13 protein-coding genes are annotated in these 18,649 nt (G+C 74.3%); 7 read left to right on the forward strand and 6 right to left on the reverse strand.

Translation table 11 applies throughout. The features are described 5' to 3' along the window. Nucleotides 1-16 precede the first annotated feature (16 nt). A complete protein-coding gene (locus ACFY15_RS29140) occupies nt 17-670 on the reverse strand; it encodes a TetR/AcrR family transcriptional regulator (RefSeq protein ID WP_390826360.1) in 654 nt (217 codons plus the stop codon). Between the two features lie 687 nt (nt 671-1,357). Here ACFY15_RS29140 and ACFY15_RS29145 point away from each other — a divergent pair. From ACFY15_RS29145 to ACFY15_RS29175, 7 genes are all read left to right on the forward strand, one after another. Next, a complete protein-coding gene (locus ACFY15_RS29145) occupies nt 1,358-2,899 on the forward strand; it encodes an alpha/beta fold hydrolase (RefSeq protein ID WP_390826361.1) in 1,542 nt (513 codons plus the stop codon). Nucleotides 2,900-2,911: 12 nt separating this feature from the next. Further along, nucleotides 2,912-4,534, forward strand: a complete 1,623-nt coding sequence (locus tag ACFY15_RS29150; protein ID WP_390826362.1) for an alpha/beta fold hydrolase — start codon at nt 2,912-2,914, stop codon at nt 4,532-4,534. Nucleotides 4,535-4,913: 379 nt separating this feature from the next. Continuing rightward, nucleotides 4,914-6,404 carry a xanthine dehydrogenase small subunit gene (locus ACFY15_RS29155; RefSeq protein WP_390826363.1) on the forward strand — a complete coding sequence of 497 codons (1,491 nt, stop codon included), beginning with the start codon at nt 4,914-4,916 and terminating at the stop codon, nt 6,402-6,404. Then, nucleotides 6,401-8,767 carry a xanthine dehydrogenase molybdopterin binding subunit gene (gene xdhB, locus ACFY15_RS29160; RefSeq protein ID WP_390826364.1) on the forward strand — a complete coding sequence of 789 codons (2,367 nt, stop codon included), beginning with the start codon at nt 6,401-6,403 and terminating at the stop codon, nt 8,765-8,767. Before ACFY15_RS29155 ends, xdhB begins: the two co-directional genes overlap by 4 nt. A gap of 1 nt (nt 8,768) precedes the next feature. Then, nucleotides 8,769-9,578 carry a xanthine dehydrogenase accessory protein XdhC gene (xdhC, locus tag ACFY15_RS29165; protein WP_390690712.1) on the forward strand — a complete coding sequence of 270 codons (810 nt, stop codon included), beginning with the start codon at nt 8,769-8,771 and terminating at the stop codon, nt 9,576-9,578. Nucleotides 9,579-9,750: 172 nt separating this feature from the next. Further along, entirely contained in the window at nt 9,751-12,456 is a 2,706-nt protein-coding gene (locus ACFY15_RS29170) for an AAA family ATPase (RefSeq protein WP_390690697.1), read from the forward strand. 133 nt (nt 12,457-12,589) lie between these two features. Further along, nucleotides 12,590-13,552 (forward strand): helix-turn-helix domain-containing protein, encoded by a 963-nt coding sequence (locus ACFY15_RS29175; protein WP_390690696.1) that lies wholly within the window; start codon nt 12,590-12,592, stop codon nt 13,550-13,552. Nucleotides 13,553-13,568: 16 nt separating this feature from the next. Here the strand turns inward: ACFY15_RS29175 and ACFY15_RS29180 are convergent, their stop codons facing one another. The 5 genes from ACFY15_RS29180 to ACFY15_RS29200 form a co-directional block, all read right to left on the reverse strand. Next, nucleotides 13,569-14,267 carry an acetate uptake transporter family protein gene (locus tag ACFY15_RS29180; protein WP_390690695.1) on the reverse strand — a complete coding sequence of 233 codons (699 nt, stop codon included), beginning with the start codon at nt 14,265-14,267 and terminating at the stop codon, nt 13,569-13,571. A gap of 17 nt (nt 14,268-14,284) precedes the next feature. Further along, nucleotides 14,285-16,189, reverse strand: coding sequence for an amidohydrolase (locus ACFY15_RS29185; protein ID WP_390826365.1), 1,905 nt, complete (start codon nt 16,187-16,189; stop codon nt 14,285-14,287). A 93-nt stretch (nt 16,190-16,282) separates the two neighbouring features. Then, nucleotides 16,283-17,113 (reverse strand): alpha/beta fold hydrolase, encoded by an 831-nt coding sequence (locus ACFY15_RS29190; protein WP_390826366.1) that lies wholly within the window; start codon nt 17,111-17,113, stop codon nt 16,283-16,285. A gap of 69 nt (nt 17,114-17,182) precedes the next feature. Continuing rightward, nucleotides 17,183-17,677, reverse strand: coding sequence for a DoxX family protein (locus ACFY15_RS29195; protein ID WP_390690692.1), 495 nt, complete (start codon nt 17,675-17,677; stop codon nt 17,183-17,185). 5 nt (nt 17,678-17,682) lie between these two features. Continuing rightward, nucleotides 17,683-18,345: a hydrolase gene (locus ACFY15_RS29200; protein ID WP_390690691.1), complete on the reverse strand. Its 663-nt coding sequence runs from the start codon at nt 18,343-18,345 to the stop codon at nt 17,683-17,685. Nucleotides 18,346-18,649 lie beyond the last annotated feature (304 nt).

An 18,649-nucleotide genomic window follows, 5' to 3' on the forward strand; every position in this document is an offset into this window, starting at 1 on the left:
CGGGGGAGCAGGGGGCTCAGGCGCCGGCGGCGAGCGTGCGGATCAAGGTCCGCAGGACCGGCTCGTCGCCGTCGCCCGGGACGGCTCCGCCGTCGCCTCCCAGGGACTCCATGGCCGCCAGTCCGTCCACGGCCGCTGCCACGGCCAGTCCGAGCGGGCGGGGGTCCAGTGCGCCGCCGCGCTCGTCGGCCAGCACCTGGAACAGGGCGACGAAGCAGGCCCGCCAGCGCCGGTACTCGGCGTCCAGCACCACCCTCACCCGGGAGTCGTTCAGGGCGTGCCAGTGCAGCGCGGAGTGGAGGTGCGACAGCTCCGTTCCCTCGGGCCGGCCCAGCAGCCCGACCACCCGCTCGGCCCGCTCGGCGAACGTGCCGGGGCCGGAAACGGCCTTCTCCAGCGGGGTGATCCACTCGGGGTGGATGTCCGCGACGACCGCCAGGACCAGATCGGTGCGGTCCTGGAAGTGGTAGTGGCACATTCCGTGCGAAACCCCGCTCAGCGCGGCCACGTTGCGCGTGGTGAACCGCTCGCCCGGCTCTCCGGCGAGCAGGGTCCGCGCGGCGGCGATCAGCCGCGCCCGGGTCTGCTCGCCCTTCGCCGAAGCCCGCGGGCGGGCGGCCCGCGCGGGTGGGGCGGGCGGGACCTCGGAATGCTGCGCGGAAGCTGCCATGGGCGTCACTCTAACCAGCCTCCACCACGCGACCTGGGGCTTTTCCCGATCCGCCGGAAGAACCCTGCCGCAACTATTGACCGAGCGCTTGGCCAGTTCTAGTTTTCCGAGCAACCCCGCCGACCGCGTGGGGAGTTGGACCATGGGAGGAACCGTCATGAACGACCACATGGTGAACCGGCCCGAGGGCGGGGCCCTGGGCCGGCGCGGATTCCTGACGGCAGCCGCCGCCACCGGGATCGCCGCCGCCGGCCTCGCGGCGTCCGGGGGGCTCGCCCGGGCCGCCTCCGCCCCCCCGTCCGGCCGCGGCGGGCACCTTCCGCGTACCGGCCGAGGACGTCCGCCACACCCGTACGTGGATGGCCTTCCCCGACAGCGGCTCCATCTGGGGCGGCGCGCTCTCGCACGATCGAGCAGCTGAACATCGACCGCCTGGGCACGGGCGGCGGCGGAATCCACTGCGTGACCCAGCAGCAGCCGGTGCCGTAGGGGAGCGGGGGCCGAGGGGGGCGGGCCGCCGGTGACGTGCCACGTCACCGGCGGCCCGTGGGCCGTCCGCGTGCGCGTGCACGAGCCGCCGGGTACCGTCGATGACGTGCGTTCCGCCGCATCCGCCGCGGCGCCCGCCCGCAGCGGGCGGGCAGCCGTAAATCCGGAAGAAGGTGTCCGGCAGAGGAACGGGATCGTATGGCCATGCCCCTCAACGCCGCCGCAGCCGCACTGCTCTGCCTCGGGGCCTTCGGCCCGGCGACGGCCAGCGCCGCGTCGACACCCGCGGGGTCCGGAGAAGACGGTTCGGCCGCCCCCTCGCGGTTCGTACCGGGGCCCTGCCCGAAGACGCCCCGGCCGATCGAAGCGCTGAGCACCGCGAAATGCGGAACCCTGGAGGTTCCCGAGGACCGCGCCCGTCCCGGGGGCCGGACCGTCAGGCTGGCCGTGGCGGTCGTTCCGGCCGTCTCGGCGAAGCCCGCCCGGGACCCCGTGGTGTTCATGTCCGGGGGCCCCGGCGGTGAGACGTTCGACGACATCCCGTACCTGGTCTCCTCCGGCCTGAACCGGGACCGCGACCTGATCGTCATGGCCCAGCGCGGCAACCTCTACAACACGCCCAGCCTCACCTGCCCGGAACTCGACCGTTTCTACGCCGAGTCCGTAGGGCGCCCTTCCTATGCGCCTTCGACGCAGCGGCTGATGGCCGACGCGGTGAAGCGCTGCCGGGACCGCCTGACGGCTGACGGGGTCGACCTGAGCGCCTACAACAGCACCGAGAACGCGGCGGACTTCGCCGACCTGCGCACGGCGCTGGGCCTCAAGCAGTGGAACGTGTACGGCCATTCCTACGGCAGCGACCTGGCGCTGACCTACCTGCGCCTCCACCCCCGGGGGATCCGCGCGGTGGCGCTCGATTCGGTCACCCCGCCGCAGTCCGTCTCCCTCCCGTTCGCCTGGGAGAGCGCCCGTGAGGGACTCGACAACCTCTACAAGGCCTGCGCGGCCGAGCCCCGCTGCAAGAGCCGCTACCCGGACCTCGAGCGCACCCTGAACGAGCAGGTGCGCAAGCTGGACGTCCGGCCCCTGACGCTGGAGGTCCGGCCGCCGCAGGGGGGAGACCCGGTGAAGGTCGTCCTGGACGGCGGCGCACTGCTGAACGTGCTGGTCGCCAAGGCGATTCCGTTCGCCGATGTCCCGGCGGCGATCGACGAACTCGGCCGCGGACGCCCGGAGCGCTTTGCCCGGGCCCGCGCCGCCGCTTCGGCCGAGGAGGCCGGCCAGACCGCTCACGGCCTCACGCAGTCCGTGGTGTGCGGCGAATGGGTGCCGGGCCACTCGGCGTCCGACGTGCTGGACGCGGGCCGCCGGGCGTTCCCCGACTGGCCGGAACCGGTGCAGGCTCAGGCGCCTCAACTCGCCTTCCAGGAACAGATGTGCCGCATCTGGAACGTGCCGGACCGCACCGCCGTCCAGCGGTTGGCCACCGCCAGCACGGTCCCCGTGCTCTTCGTCAACGGGACGTTCGACATGAAGACGGGGGCGAGCTGGGCGCAGAGGACGGCCCGGACGCTGCCGCACTCCACCCTCGTCCGCATCCCCGGCATCGGACACTGGGCGGTCCCGCAGTCGCCCTGCGCCCAGAAGGTGCTGGCGTCCTTCCTCGCCCGTCCGACCGCGCCCGACACCGGATGCGTGGCCGGCCTCACGCCGGCACCGTTCACCCTCACCCCGAAGTGACCGGGAGAACCGATGGCCCGCACCCGCGCGTCCCGTCACCGCCGTGCCGTACGGGGGCTCCACGCCACCTCCGCCGGCCTGGCGACCGGACTGCTCCTCACCGGCCTGGTCACCGCGCCCGCCCACGCCCACGGCGCAGCCACCCCCGCCCCCACCCCCACGTCCGGCGCGGCGCCGCTCGGCAGCGTCGCGGGGACGGCGCCGGGGGGCGCCCGCTACGAGCCGGGCGCCTGCCCCCGGACGCAGCAGCCGATCGCCGAGCTCGAAGGGGCCCGCTGCGGCACGCTCACCGTCCCCGAGAACCGCGCCGCACCGGACGGGCGGACCATCAGGCTCGGGGTGGCCGTCGTCCCGGCGGCCTCGGCCACACCCCGCCCCGACCCGGTCGTCTGGCTGGCCGGAGGGCCCGGCGACGACGCCGTCGGGGAGGCCGGGCTGGCGATCGACGGCGGCCTCAACCGCGACCGTGATGTCGTCCTCATGTCCCAGCGCGGCACGTACGCGGCCGATCCGGCGCTCCTGTGCCCCGACGTCGACGCGTTCCACGCGCGCGCGATCGGCCTCGTCGCCGGCGACCCGTCCACCGAGCGCGCGCACGTCGACGCGACGAAGGCCTGCCGGGGCAAGCTGGCGGCCACCGGGGCCGACCTGGGCGCCTACAACGACATCGAGAGCGCCGCCGACTACGCGGACCTGCGCTCCGCCCTGGGCGTCAAGGAGTGGAACCTCTTCGGGATCTCCTACGGAACCCAGCTCGCGCTCACCCTCATGCGCCTGCACCCCGAAGGCATCCGGTCGGTCGGCCTCGACGGCATCCTGCCCCCCTCCAGGGGAGGTTCGGCCGCGGCATGGAGCAGCGCCCGGCAGGGATTCGACGGTCTGTTCAAGGCCTGTGCGCAGCAGCCCGCCTGCAACCGCCGCTACCCGAACCTGTCCGCCACCTTCCAACGCCTCGTGCGTGAACTGGAGGCCAGGCCGGTCACCACCACCGTCACCGTCCCCGGACAGCCGCGGCCGGTGAAGGTCGTCCTGGACGGCTCGGCGCTGGTGACCTGGCTGACCACCGCCACCCACGCCGCGGAAGGGGTGCCCCGTTCCCTCGACGAGCTGGCCCACGGCAAGCCGGAGCGGATCGCCCGGCAGTGGGCGGGCTGGAGGCTGGCCCCCCAGGCCGTCGGGAGCGTCTCGCACGGCCTCGCATACGGCGTCTTCTGCAGCGAGTGGACCCCGTACGAGACCCAGGCCCAGGCGCTCGAAGGAGGCCGGCGGGCCTTCCCGGCGTTCCCGCCCTCGGTCCAGGCCCAGGCCCCGCAGCTGGCCTACCTCCGCCCGGACTGCAAGGTGTGGAACGTCCCCGCCGCCCCGCCCTCGATCCGCGACGTCGCCCGCAGCGACATCCCCACCCTCGCCCTGTCCGGCGGCTTCGACGCCCAGACGGGCGCGGACAACGGACGGTACGTCGCCCGCACCCTGCCCCGTGCCACCGTCGTCACGGTGCCGTACGAGCCGCACGTCGTCTTCGCGACCTCGAAGTGCGCCCAGGCGATCACGGGTTCCTTCCTCGACAACCCGACGGCCCCGGACACCGCATGCCTCAAGGACCTGCGGGCCCCGGCCTTCGAGACCGGCCCCTGAAACCTCCGCGGCGGCGGCGCCACGCCGTGGACACTCCTTGACCGATCAACCGGCGGCGACGTAGCTTCGGGCGCAACGACTCGTGAGCCCGGGGAAGGAGGCGACGTCGGATGTCCACCCCCTCCGTACCGCTGCGCCCCGCCCACGAGGTCGCCTGGGCTCCCGGCCGTGTAGCACACGGCTGCTGAACAGCCCCCCTCCTCCCGGTGCGCCCCCTCGCGGCCCGGGCTTCCCTCTTCCTCCCCACCGCCCTCGGTGCGCCGTCGCGTTCCGGCCTGCGTTCCGCGGGTCATTCGAGCGACGCCACCGAAAGAGAAAGCTCCTGAAACATGGCGACCAGAACAATCATGCCCCTTATCTTCCGAATCGAGGGTGTGCGATGGTAGCGGCGCGGATCACCGTCAACGGCATCGAGACCCCGATCGAGCCCGCCTCCCCCCACACCACGGTGCTGGACTTCCTGCGCGAGCGCGGCCTCACCGGCACCAAGGAGGGCTGTGCCGAAGGAGAATGCGGCGCCTGTTCGGTCCTGGTGGCCCGGCCCGGCGTGGACAAGCCCACCGACTGGGTGGCGGTCAACGCCTGCCTGATCCCGGCCGCGGCACTCGACGGCCAGGAAGTCGTCACCTCCGAAGGCCTCGCCACGCCCGGCGAGCCCGGCACACCGCCCGCCCTGCACCCCGTACAGGAGGAGATGGCGGTCCGCGGCGGCTCCCAATGCGGCTACTGCACGCCCGGGTTCGTGTGCAGCATGGCCGCCGAGTACTACCGCCCCGGCCGCCGCGCCCCCGACGGGCCGGCCGGCGGCCCCGGCCCCCAGCGCGGCCCGGACGGCACCGACCCCGAGCACGGCCCGAACGGCTTCGACCTGCACGCGCTGAGCGGGAACCTCTGCCGCTGCACCGGCTACCGCCCCATCCGAGACGCCGCTTTCGCCGTCGGCACCCCCGCCGGGGACGACCCCCTCGCACAGCGCCGCGAGCAGTCCCCGCCCGCACCGGCCGCCACCGTCTACACCCGGGACGACAGCGCGTTCCTGCGGCCCGGCACCCTGGACGAGGCGCTCCGGCTGCTGCGCGAGCGCCCCGACGCGGTCGTCGTCGCCGGAAGCACCGACTGGGGCGTGGAGGTCAACCTCCGCTCCCGCCGGGCCCCTTGCGTGATCGCCGTCGACCGGCTGCCCGAACTGCGCACCCTGCACGTCGCGTCCGACCACATCAAGATCGGCGCGGCGCAGACCCTCACCGAGATCGAACGCCGCCTCGACGGCAGAGTCCCGCTCCTCGCGGAGCTGTTCCCCCTGTTCGCCTCCCGCCTCATCCGCAACAGCGCCACCCTCGGCGGCAACCTGGGCACCGGCTCGCCCATCGGCGACAGCCCGCCGGTCCTGCTCGCGCTGGAGGCGTCGGTGGTGCTCGCCGACGCCGACGGCCGGCGCGAGGTACCCCTCCGCGACTACTTCACCGGCTACCGGCAGAGCGTGCGCCGCCCCGGCGAGCTGATCCTCGCCGTGCGCGTCCCGCTGCCCCTGTCCCCGGTCACGGCCTTCCACAAGATCGCCAAACGGCGCTTCGACGACATCTCCAGCGTCGCGGTCGCCTTCGCGCTCGACATCGAGGCCGGCACCGTCCAGAAGGCGCGCATCGGCCTGGGCGGCGTCGCCGCCACCCCGATCCGCGCCCTCGCCGCCGAGGCCGCCCTGGAGGGCCGGGCCTGGACGGCGGACACCGTCGAGTACGCGGCCCGGGTGCTGGAGGCCGAGGGCACGCCGATGGACGACCACCGCGCCAGCGCCGGGTACCGCTCGGCCGTGCTCGGCCGGAGCCTGCTGAAACTGTACGCACAGCACACCGAGGCGGTGTCGTCGTGAGCCACCTGTCCCAGCGCCCCGAGAAGCCCTCCGTCGGGCTCCCGCTGCCGCACGAGAGCGCCGCCCTGCACGTCACCGGCGCCGCCCTCTACACCGACGACCTGATCCACCGCACCAAGGACGTCCTGCACGCCCACCCGGTCCAGGTGATGAAGGCCCACGGCAGGATCACCGCCCTGCGCACCGCGCCCGCGCTGGAGGTCCCCGGCGTGGTCCGCGTCCTGACCGCCGCCGACGTGCCCGGTGTCAACGACGCCGGAATGAAGCACGACGAACCGCTCTTCCCCGACACGGTCATGTTCCACGGCCACGCCGTCGCCTGGGTGCTCGGCGAGACCCTGGAGGCCGCCCGGCTCGGCGCGGCCGCCGTCGAGGTGGAACTCGACGAACTGCCCGCGCTGGTCACCCTGTCGGAGGCGATCGCCGCCGAGAGCTTCCACGGCGCCCGCCCCGTGATGCTGGCCGGCGACGTCGACGCCGGATTCGCCGATTCCGCGCACGTGTTCACCGGCGAGTTCCGGTTCTCCGAGCAGGAGCACTTCTACCTGGAGACCCACGCGGCGCTCGCCCACGTCGACGAGGGCGGACAGGTCTTCGTCCAGAGCAGCACCCAGCACCCCTCGGAGACCCAGGAGATCGTCGCCCACGTCCTCGGGCTGCACAGCCACGAGGTGACCGTGCAGTGCCTGCGGATGGGCGGCGGCTTCGGCGGCAAGGAGATGCAGCCGCACGGATTCGCGGCCGTCGCCGCCCTCGGCGCCCGGCTCACCGGCCGGCCCGTCCGGGTACGGCTCAACCGGACCCAGGACCTCACCATGTCCGGCAAGCGGCACGGGTTCCACGCCTCCTGGAAGATCGGCTTCGACACCGAGGGACACATCCGGGCCCTGGACGCCACCCTGACCGCGGACGGCGGCTGGAGCCTGGACCTGTCCGAGCCCGTGGTGGCCCGCGCGCTGTGTCACATCGACAACACCTACTGGATCCCCCACGCGCGCGTCGCCGGCCGGATCGCCCGGACCAACAAGGTCTCCAACACGGCCTTCCGCGGCTTCGGCGGACCCCAGGGCATGCTGGTGATCGAGGACATCATGGGCCGCTGCGCCCCCCTCCTCGGCCTCGACCCGACGGAACTGCGGGAGCGCAACTTCTACCGCGAGGGCCAGCACACGCCCTACGGGCAGCCGGTCACCCAGCCCGGACGGATCTCCGCCGTCTGGGAGCAGGTCAAGGAGAACGGCGCGATCGCCGACCGGCGGCGGGAGATCGCCGCCTTCAACGCCGCGCATCCGCACACCAAGCGGGGACTGGCGCTCACCGGCATCAAGTTCGGTATCTCGTTCAACCTCACCGCCTTCAACCAGGGCGGCGCGCTGGTGCTGATCTACAAGGACGGCTCGGTCCTGATCAACCACGGCGGCACGGAGATGGGCCAGGGCCTGCACACCAAGATGATCCAGGTCGCCGCGACCACCCTCGGCATCCCGCTGCACAAGGTGCGGCTGGCGCCGACGCGCACCGACAAGGTGCCCAACACCTCCGCCACCGCGGCCAGCGCCGGGGCCGACCTCAACGGCGCGGCGGTCAAGAACGCCTGCGAGCAGCTGCGCGGGCGGCTGCTGGAGGTGGCCGGCACCCGGCTGGGCGCGAACGCCTCGGACGTGCGCATCGTCGAGGGCGTCGCCCGCGTCCTCGGCGACGACCGCGCGCTCGCCTGGGACGACCTGGTGCGCACCGCCTACCTCCAGCGGGTCCAGCTGTCGGCGGCCGGCTTCTACCGCACCGAGGGGCTGCACTGGGACGCGAGGGCCTTCAGGGGCTCGCCGTTCAAGTACTTCGCCCACGGCGCGGCCGCCGCCGAGGTGGAGGTGGACGGGTTCACCGGCGCGTACCGCATCCGGCGGGTGGACATCGTGCACGACGTCGGCGACAGCCTGTCCCCGCTGATCGACATCGGCCAGGTCGAGGGCGGCTTCGTCCAGGGCGCGGGATGGCTGACCCTGGAGGACATGCGCTGGGACACCGGCGACGGCCCGCACCGCGGCCGGCTGCTGACCCAGGCCGCGAGCACCTACAAGCTGCCGAGCTTCTCGGAGATGCCCGAGGAGTTCAACGTCACGCTGCTGCAGAACGCCACCGAGGAGGGAGCGGTCTACGGCTCGAAGGCGGTCGGCGAGCCCCCGCTGATGCTGGCGTTCTCGGTACGGGAAGCGCTGCGGCAGGCCGCCGCGGCCTTCGGACCAGAGGGGACCTGCGTGGAACTGGCCTCCCCCGCGACCCCCGAAGCCGTGTTCTGGGCGGTCGAAGCGGCCCGCGCCGGCTCCGTCGACCGTACCGGCGCGAGCGTTTCGAGCCATGCCTGACATGACCTGGGTGGCCGCGGTCGCGCGGTTGCGGGCCCGCAGGGAACCCGGCGCGCTCGTGACCGTCGCGACCGTGCGCGGCCACGCGCCCCGCAAGGCCGGCGCCAAACTCGTCGTCGGGCGGGACGGGACCTGGGGCTCGATCGGCGGCGGCAACATCGAGGCCGTCGCCGTCGACCGGGCCCGGGAGGTGATCGGCACCCCCGACGCGCAGCCGGAGCTCATGGAGTTCGCCCTCAACGACAAGGTCACCGGCCGGCACGGCGTGCAGTGCTGCGGCGGCGCGGTCTCGGTCCTGCTCGAACCCCTGCCGGTGGTCCCGGCGGTGGCGGTCTTCGGCGTCGGGCACGTCGGACTGGAACTGGCCCGCATCCTGGCCCGCTTCGATCTCGACCTGCACCTGGTCGACAGCCGCCCGGACCAGCTCGCCGAGGAGCGGCTCGCCGTGCTCGGGGACGCGGTGGCGCAGGTCCACGTCCACCACACCCCGCTGCTCCCGGAGGAGGTGCTCGCCGACCTGGCTCCCGGCACCCACGTCCTGATCATGACCCATGACCATGCCGAGGACGCCGCCCTGTGCGACGCGGCCCTGCGTACCGAGGACCTGGGCACGATCGGACTGATCGGCTCGGCCGCCAAATGGTCCAGGTTCCGCCACCGCCTGTCCACCGAGGGCGGCCACGACGACGCGACCATCGACCGCATCAAGACCCCGATCGGGATGTCGGAGATCACCTGCAAGGAACCGGCCGCGATCGCCGTGGGCGTCGCGGCCGACCTCCTGCGCACCTTCGAACGGGAAAGGACCTGAGGAACCGGGGCCGCCGGCGGAGGATCTCCGGCCGGCGGCGGCCCCGGGCGCCGTCCCTGCGGAACGCGTCCCCGCGCGCTGCGACTATGCTCCGGCACATGCGCGCCCCGTCCGCCCGCCCGGAGGGGGCGGACCGCACCACCGCGTACAAAGGGTCCACAGGAGTCCAGCGTTGATCGGACGTCAGGAAGAACGGGCGTTCATCGCCGCCGCACTCTCACCCGGCGCGGCCACCGCGTCGCTGCTCCTGCTCGGGGAGCCCGGCGTCGGCAAGACCCTGCTGCTCGACGCCACCGTCGCCGACGCCGTACGCGAGGGCACCCGTGTCCTGCGGGTGCGCGGCAACGCCGCCGAGGCCGAGCTCGCCTTCGCCGGCCTGCACCAGCTCCTGCTGCCCGTCCTCGACGGCGCCGACGTACTGCCGGCCCGTCAGCGCGCCGCCCTGCTCGCCGCCTTCGGGCTGGGCGACGACCCGGCCCCGCCCGACCTCATGATGATGAGCCTGGCCGTCCTCACCCTCGCCTCGCAGACCGCCTCGACCGGCCGGCTCCTGCTCGCCGTCGACGACGCCCAGTGGCTCGACCACGGCAGCCGCCAGGTGCTCGGCTTCCTCGCCCGGCGCCTGGCCGGCGAGCCCATCGGCCTGCTCGTCGCCGCGCGCGGCACCCACCACCCAGACTGGCTGGACCCCTCGGTCCCGCTCCTCGTCGTCCCCGCGCTCCCGCCCGCCGAGGCGGAGGAACTGCTCAGCGCCCAGCCGCACCCGCCGACCGGGCCGACCCGGCGCCACGTCCTCGCCACCGCCGCCGGCAACCCCCTCGCCCTCGTCGAGCTCGCCCGGTCGGCGGCGCGCGACGGGAGCCTCCCGGCCACTGCCCCCCTCCCCGTAACCGACCTGCTGGAACGGACCTTCGCCGCCCGCGTCGACGAACTGCCCGCCGCCACGCGCGAGGCCCTGCTGGTCGCCGCGGCCGCCGAGGGCGCCGGCCTGCCCGAAGTCCAGGCCGCCCTGGAGCCCGGGTCCCCCGTCGACGTCTGGCAGCCGGCCGAACGGGCGGGACTGGTACGGGTCCACGCCGACCGCGTCGACTTCCACCACCCCCTCATCCGGTCGGCGATCTACGGGGCGGCCCCGTTCGCCGAGCGGCGCCGGGCCCACCTGGCCCTCGCCGAAGCCCTCGCCGCCGACCCCGACCGCCGCGCCTGGCAGCTGTCGGCCGCCACCGTGGCGCCCGACGCCTCGGTGTCCACCGCACTGGAGGACGCCGCCACGCGCGCCATGGGCCGCGGCGCCGTCGCCGAGGCCCTGGCCGCACTGGAGCGCTCCGCACAGCTGCACCCGAACGCCGAGGAGCGGACCCGGCTGCTGGCCACCGCCGCCTACGCCGCGATCGTGGTCGGCGACGTCGACCGGGCGGAACAGCTGGCCGCCCGGGCCTACCGGTCCGACGGCGACCCGGAGGCCATGCGGTGGATCTCCGCCTTCTGCGGGCTGGTCGAGATGCTGATGCTGCGCATGGAGCGCGCGTTCTGCCTTGTCGTACCCGACGGGCTGCCCGGCACGGAGCGTATCGACGCGGGCGTCTCCACCATCGCGACGGGCATCGTCTACCACTCGGGGATACCCGCCCAGCGCGAGCGGATCAGACCGATGCTGGCCGCGCGCGGCGACGACGAGGACATGGCCACCCACCCCTTCCACCTGTGGGACCTCGGCGCCACGGACCCCTACCGGTACGGGAACACGGTGCGCGGCCACCTGCCCGCGCTCACCACCGCCCCGGGCCTGCTCCCCACCCTCAAGCACACCCTCGGCGTCCTGAGCATGCTGCTCGACGAGACCGAGACCGCGGTGGGCCTGCTCGGCGAGGTGGTCAACCCGCAGTGGGAGGACGCCGCCGACTTCCACGCCGGGACGACCGCCGCCGACCTCGCCCTGGCCAACCTCGACGCCGGCCGCTGGGCGGACGCCCGGCTCGGCGTCGAACGGCTCGCGGGCCGCTTCCTGGACGGCCGGCGCAACCTCGGATCCGTCCGCGCCCTCGCCGTCCTCGCCACCCTGTGCGCCCTGACGGGGGAGCCCGAGGCTGCCCTGCGGCACGCCACCGCCGTCCTGGCCGTCACCGAACCGGCCCGCGCGCTCGCCACCACCGTCCGCGCCCGCCGGGCCGCCGCCTTCGCGGCCACCGCCCTCGGCGACCACACCGCCGCCCACCGGCACCTGGGCACGCTGTTCGACGGCTCGGGCGCACCGCTCCACTATCACCTGTCCTGCTACGCCGTCGCCGACCACGCGGCCGCCGCCGTGCTCACCGGCCACGCGGGGGAGGCCCGTACCGCACTCGAACGGGTCACCGCCGAAGTCGGCGACGGCGCCTCGCCCCGGCTGCGGCAGATCCTGCTGCGGGCCGCCGCGCTCCTCGCCGAACCGGCCGACGCCGGCGCCCTCTTCGCCGAGGCCCTGGAGGACCCGGCCGGACAGCGCTGGCCCTTCGAACGCGGCCAGCTGTGGCTGGAGTACGGCGAATGGCTGCGCCGGCAGCGGCGGATCGCCGAGGCCCGCACCGCCCTGACCAAGGCCCGGGAGGTCTTCGAAGGCCTCGGAGCCGTCCACTGGGGGGCGCGGGCCGAGGCCGAGCTGCGGGCGGCGGGCGTCGCCGTCGAGTCGGCGCGGCCCAGCGCCCTGCGCTCCCTCAGCCCGCAACGGCAGCGGATCGTCCGGCTGGCGGCGCAGGGTCTGACCAACCGGGAGATCGGCGAGCGGCTCTTCCTGTCGCCGCGGACCGTAGGGACCCACCTCTACCAGGCCTTCCCCGTCCTGGGCGTGACCGCCCGCAGCCAGCTGCGCGACGTCGTCGCACAGGAGCCGGGCGACTGAGGGCCGGGCGGGAGCCGGTGCGGCGCCGCGGGCTCCGTCACGACGCAAGTCATGTGACGGATGGCCACGCCGCCGCCCGGTCCGAGAGTGGGAGCACAACCCCGCACCGCTCTGCACCGCACCCGGAGTCCCCATGGCCGTCGTCCTGTCCACCTCGCCGCTGCCGCCTTCCCAGCGCGCCGACTACTGGCACGACCTGGTGTCCGACACCTTCGTCCCGCTCGACGTCGAACTCCACGAGCCGGTGCCCTCGGCCGGCACCATCTCCACCCATCGGCTCGGCCCGCTCCAGATCTCCGTCGTCGAGGCCGGTCCGCAGACCGTCTCGCGCAGCGAACGCCGCATCTCCCAGGGCGGCGGCGAGTACCTGACCGTCACCCTCCAGCACCGCGGCACCGGCCGGCTCACCCAGGACGGGCGCCAGGCACTGGTCGGCCCCGGTACGTTCACCTGCTCGGACGCCGGCCGGCCCTACCGCCGCGAGCAGCTCGGAGACTTTCGCTTCACGGCGTTCCGGGTGCCGAAGGAGGACATCGGCGTCACGGACGGCGACCTGCGTGCGGTCACCGGCACCCTGTTCAGCGGGAGCTCGGGAACCTCCGCGCTCGTCGCCGGCTATCTCGACCGGCTCGCCGAGCAGGCTGCCGGGTTCGACGCGTACACGGCCCACCGGCTCGCCCTGACCACCACCGACCTGCTCGCGGTCCTCGTCCGCGAGCGCCAGGGCCGGCTCGACCCGCGGGCCCCGGAGGCGGCGCGGGGGATGCTCGCCCGGATCAAGGAGTACATCCTGCGCCACCTCGGCGACCCCGGCCTGTCGCCCGAGCGGATCGCGGCCGCGCACCACGTGTCGGTGCGCTACCTGCACAAGCTCTTCCGCTCCGACGGGACCACGGTGGGCCGCTGGATCCACCGCGAACGGCTGGAGCGGTGCCGGCGCGAGCTGTCCCGCCCCCGCGGCGCGTCGCCGGCGGTGGCGGCGGTGGCGCAGCGCTGGGGTTTCGTGAGCCCCTCCCACTTCAGCCGGGCCTTCCGGGCGGCGTACGGGATGTCGCCGCGGGAATGGCAGACGACGGCCCGCGGCGGCCGGTGCTGAGGGACCGGGCCCCGGCTCACAGCGTGCGGCGCACGCCCGCCTGCCGCTCCAGGTTCCGCAGCTGCACGGCCAGGTCCCCCTCGACCGCGTGGTGCGCCGGCCCGCTGCGGCCGAGCGGCAGCACCTCCTCGCCGCGCACGTCCTCCAGCAGCAGCGCGAACGCCGTGTACACGCAGACCAGGGCCACCACGATCCCGAGGGCCCCGGCCGTGCGCGTGAGCCATTGCACGCCGGTGACCCCGGCCAGGCCTCCGGCCGCCCAGCGGGGCAGCGAGACCACCAGGACGAGCCACAGGGCGCGTTTGGGCCGGGTCACCGCCGCCATCAGGGCGCCGAAGCACAGGAACGCCAGGTTGAACACGCCGAGCACCTCGGTGCCGTCGGCCGCACCGCTTCCCAGGACCAGCGCGTACGCCAGCCAGCTGCCCGCGAACGTGCCCATCAGGGTCGCCGCGATCACGTCCCGGGCCCCGAAGGCGAGCACGGAGACCAGGAACTGGAGGGCGAAGGCGGGCAGCACGCAGAGGGCGACCGCCCGCCGGGCGGAGACGTCGAACACGCCGAGCTGCAGGCAGCCCGTCATCACGGACGCGATCGCCACGGTGAAGAAGCCGAGCGGCATCGGCGAGGCGACGGGGTGCAGGTTGATCCGCGTCATGGCGCGCAGGTCCGGCTCGAAGTGGCGGCCGGCCGGGTCGGGGAGCTCCTCGCTCATGGGTCCGTCCTCCCCGCTCAGTGCGCGAAGCACGGGTCGACGGGGTCCGCCGGGGGCCGGCCGCTGCCGTCGCCGTCCCGGGCCGCGCGCCATCGGCGGTGCAGCTCCGACTCGGCGGCGACCTCCGCCATCGCCTCGGCCTGCCGGGCGCCGGCCGCCGCGTACCCGCCGAAGTGCGCCACGGGGCTCCAGTGCGGAACGACCGGCGGGAGCGCCTCGTCGAGGCCCGCGTACTCGGCCTCCCCGTGGACGACGCGCCCGCCGACGACGGTGAGAACCGACTCGATGTCGGGGATGGCTGCCTCGGGGACGGCGAAGTAGTCCTGCGAGAGGACGGCCAGATCGGCGTAGTAGCCCTCGCGCAGCATCCCCTTGACGCCGTCCTCCCCGGTCAGCCGCGCCCCGCCCCGGGTGTACAGCTCGAGCGCCTCCTCCCGGCCGAGCAGGTTCGCGGCCGGGTAGAGGGCCGTACCGCCGACGGTGCGGCCGGTCACCAGCCAGTGCAGCGACACCCACGGGTTGTACGAGGACACGCGCGTGGCGTCGGTCCCGGCGGCGACGGTCAGCCCGCGCTCCAGCATGGCCCGGACCGGCGGGGTCCGGTGCGCCGCCCGGTACCCGTACCGGTCGACGAAGGCGGTGCCCTGGAAGGACATCCGGTTCTGCACGGAGACCGCGCCGCCGAGGGCGGCGATCCGGTCCAGGCTGTGGTCGGAGACGGTCTCGGCGTGGTCGAACAGCCACCGTTCGCCGGTCGGGAAGAGGCCCTCCGCGGCGAGCTTCTCGAAGACCGCCAGGTCGCGGCGGATGGTCTCGTCGTAGGTGGCGTGCAGCCTGAAGCCCCAGCCGTTCTCGGCCAGCAGCCGCACCGCCTGCTCGAACTCGGCCTCGTAGCCGGGTTCGAGCTCGGGCCGCGGCTGCGCGAAGTTCTCGAAGTCGGCGGCCGCCCAGGTGAGGTTCTCCCCGGCGCCGGCCAGCCTCAGCCAGGCGTCCCCGTCCCCGGGCCGGACGGTCCGCGTCCAGCGCCGCAGGTCGGCGAGCTCCTGCCCGGCCGTCTGCGGGAACAGGTAGTAGGCGATGCGCAGGGAGAGTTCGCCGGAGCGGGCCAGGTCCACGACGGTCGCGTAGTCGTCGGGGAAGTTCTGGAAGCCGCCCGCGGCGTCGAGGGCCGAGGTGAGGCCGAAGCGGTTGAGCTCCTTGAGGAAGTGGCGGGTGGAGGTGCGCCGGTCGGCCGCGTCCAGCACCGGGGCCTTGGCGAGGGTGGAGTAGAGGACGAGCGCGCCGGGGGCCGCCAGCAGCACGCCGGTCGGCTCGCCGTCCCTGCCGCGGACGATCTGCCCGCCGCGCGGGTCGGGGGTGTCGCGGGTGTACCCGGCGGCCCGTACGGCGGCCCGGTTCATCAGGGCCGACTGGTACAGGTGCAGGACGAAGACGGGGGTGTCGGGCGCGGCGGCGTTCAGCTCGGCCACGGTCGGCATCCGGCGCTCGGCGAACTGCTCGGGGGTCCAGCCGCCGACGACCCGGATCCACTGGCCCCGGGGCGTCCGTCCGGCCTGCTCGCGCAGCATCTCCAGCGCACGGCGCAGGCTGCGCACCCCGTCCCAGCGCAGCTCCAGGACGTAGTGCAGACCGCCGCGGACGACGTGGAGGTGCGAGTCGTTCAGGCCGGGCACCACCCGGCGGCCGAGCGCGTCCACGACCCGGGTCGCGGGGCCCAGGAGAGGGGCCAGGTCGTGGTCGTCGCCGAGGGCCAGGACCAGGCCGTCGCGGACGGCGACCGCGCGGGCCTCCGGGCGGCGGGGGTCCCCGGTGAACACCTTCGCGTTGCGGACGAGGAGGTCGGCCGCGCCGCCGCCTCGGCCCTCGGCGGGACGCAGCCCGGCGACGGGCATGCCCGGCTCCGGGACCGGCTGGTGGAACATGGTGGGGCTCCAGGGGTAGGGGTGGTCGCGGGGGCCGTGCCGCGGCCGTCTCCGGGGGGAACGGCCGCGGCACGGGAGGGCGGAGGGGGCCGCTCAGGCGAGGAAGTCGAGCAGGGCGGAGTTGACTTCGGCGGCGTGGGTCCACAGCAGGCCGTGCGGGGCGCCGGGGATCACCTTCAGCTCGGCCCCGGCGATGAGCCGCGCCAGCGGGACGGCGGTGGAGTCGATGGGCAGGGTGCGGTCGGCGTCGCCGTGGATGATCAGCGTGGGGACGTCGATGCGCGGCAGGTCCGCGCGGAAGTCGGTCAGCCAGGCGCCGACGCAGTCGAGGGTGCCCTTGGCGGAGGCGCCGGCCGCGACGTTCCAGCTCGCCCGGACGGCCTCCGCGCTGATCCGCTCGCCGCCCAGCACGTCGACGTTGTAGAAGTCGGCGAGGAAGTCGGTCATGAACGCGAAGCGGTCGGCGCGGATCGCCTCCTGGATGCCCTGGAACACGGAGGCCTCGACCCCGGCCGGGTTGTCGTCGGTCTTGAGCAGGAAGGGCGGGACGACCCCGATGAGGACGGCCTTGGCGACGCGGCCGGAGCCGTGGGTGCCGAGGTAGCGGGTCACCTCGCCGGTGCCCATGGAGAACCCCGCCAGGACGACGTCGCGCAGGTCGAGGGTGGTCAGCAGCCGGTCGAGGTCGGCGGCGAAGGTGTCGTAGTCGTAGCCGTCGGAGGGCTGGTCGGAGCGCCCGAAGCCGCGCCGGTCGTAGGTGATGACCCGGTGGCCCGCGGCGAGCAGCGCGGCGGTCTGCTTCTCCCACGAGGCCCCGTTGAGCGGCCAGCCGTGGATCAGCACGACGGGCCGGCCCGCACCGTGGTCCTCGTAGTACAGCTCGACCGGCGCGGAGTTGCCCTCCGCGACCTTGATGTACGGCATGTGCGTGTCTTCCTGTTCGATGGGACGCGGTCCGGCGGACGGCGGACCGCGGAGGGTGGGGACGAGGGGTCAGGCGTCCGGCGCGGGGCGGTGGAGCGCCAGCCGGGTGAGGAGTCCGCTGCCGACCCCGGCGGCGAGCACGAGGGCCGTCCACCACACGGGGTAGCCGCCGAGGCCGAGGGCCCGGTCCAGGGACCAGACCCCGGGGCCGGTGGCCGCCAGGGCGGCGGCGGTGCCGATCAGGACGAGGGGGTACTCGTAGCCGTCGTCCTGCACCCAGAGGCCGTTGTGCCACTTCACGGTGAGGGCGACGGTCATGACCCCGACGACCCCGGTCGCGGCGAGCGGGGTCAGCAGTCCGGCGGCCAGCAGCAGTCCGGACCCGATTTGGCCGCCGCCCGCCGCGAGGGCCGTGAGCGCGCCCCCGCGGAAGCCGTCCGCGCGGAACTCCCGCGCACCGCCGTCGAGTCCCTTGCCGCCCAGGTGCCGGCTGATCTTCTGCACTCCGTGGTCGGCGACGAGCAGGCCCACCAGCAGCCGGAGGGCGAGGAGGCCGATGTCCAAGGGGGTCAGCCGGCCGCGTGCGCGCCGATGACCGCCTGCGCGTACACGACGCCCAGCCCGTACGCCCCCGCGTGCTCCTTGACGATCTCCATCACGGCGCCGTACGTCTCCTGGCGCGCCCAGTCGCGCTGGAGCTCCAGCAGCACCTGCACCCAGGTCACGGGGACCGCGCCGGCGGCGACCATCCGCTGGAGCGCGTGCTCGTGGGCGGCCGGGCTGACACCACCGGAGGCGTCGGCCACCACGTACACCTCGTAGCCCTGCTCCAGCGCGGAGAGGGCGGGCAGTACCAGGCAGACCTCGGTCCACAGCCCGGACAGAATGATCTTCCTGCGCCCGGTGGCGCGGACCGCCTCGACGAGGGCCTCGTCCTCCCAGGCGTTCATGCTGGTGCGGTCGACGGCCTTCTGCCCCGGGAACACGGCGGCCAGCTGCGGCAGCAGCGGACCGGAGAAGGACTCGGCGGCGACGGTGGTGAGCACGGCCGGCACGCCGAACGCGCGCGCCGCCTTGGCGAGGCCCACCGTGCTGTTGACGATCGCGGCGCGGTCGCCGCTGCCGGTGCCGAAGAACATCTGCGGCTGGTGGTCCACGAAGAGCATGACCGAGTTGTCGGGCGTGAGCAGATCGGCGCCGGGCGCGGCCTGCACCCGAGAGATGTCGAACATGGGGGGTCCTCTCGCAAGACAATGCACGGAAAAGGAAATTGACGACCGGTCACCTGTTCGGAACCGGCCGCCCCCCGAACGTAGGCCCGCCCGTCCCGTCGCAGTTGCCCCTCCGTGCCCGCCCCCTTGCCCCCGAGCGCACCGGAAGGCGCCCGACGCCGCCGCCGTGCGTCGGCGCGTTGGGGTCCTCGCGGTCCCGGACCGGGCCCGGGTCGCCAAAATGGTTTGAGCCCCGGCGGCGGCAGCGACAGGATCGAGGGAGACAACGATGAGTTCTCCCCGGCGCCGCGGTCTGTCAGGGTGA

This window comes from Streptomyces sp. NPDC001373 (assembly GCF_042895815.1).
GTDB lineage: Bacteria > Actinomycetota > Actinomycetes > Streptomycetales > Streptomycetaceae > Streptomyces.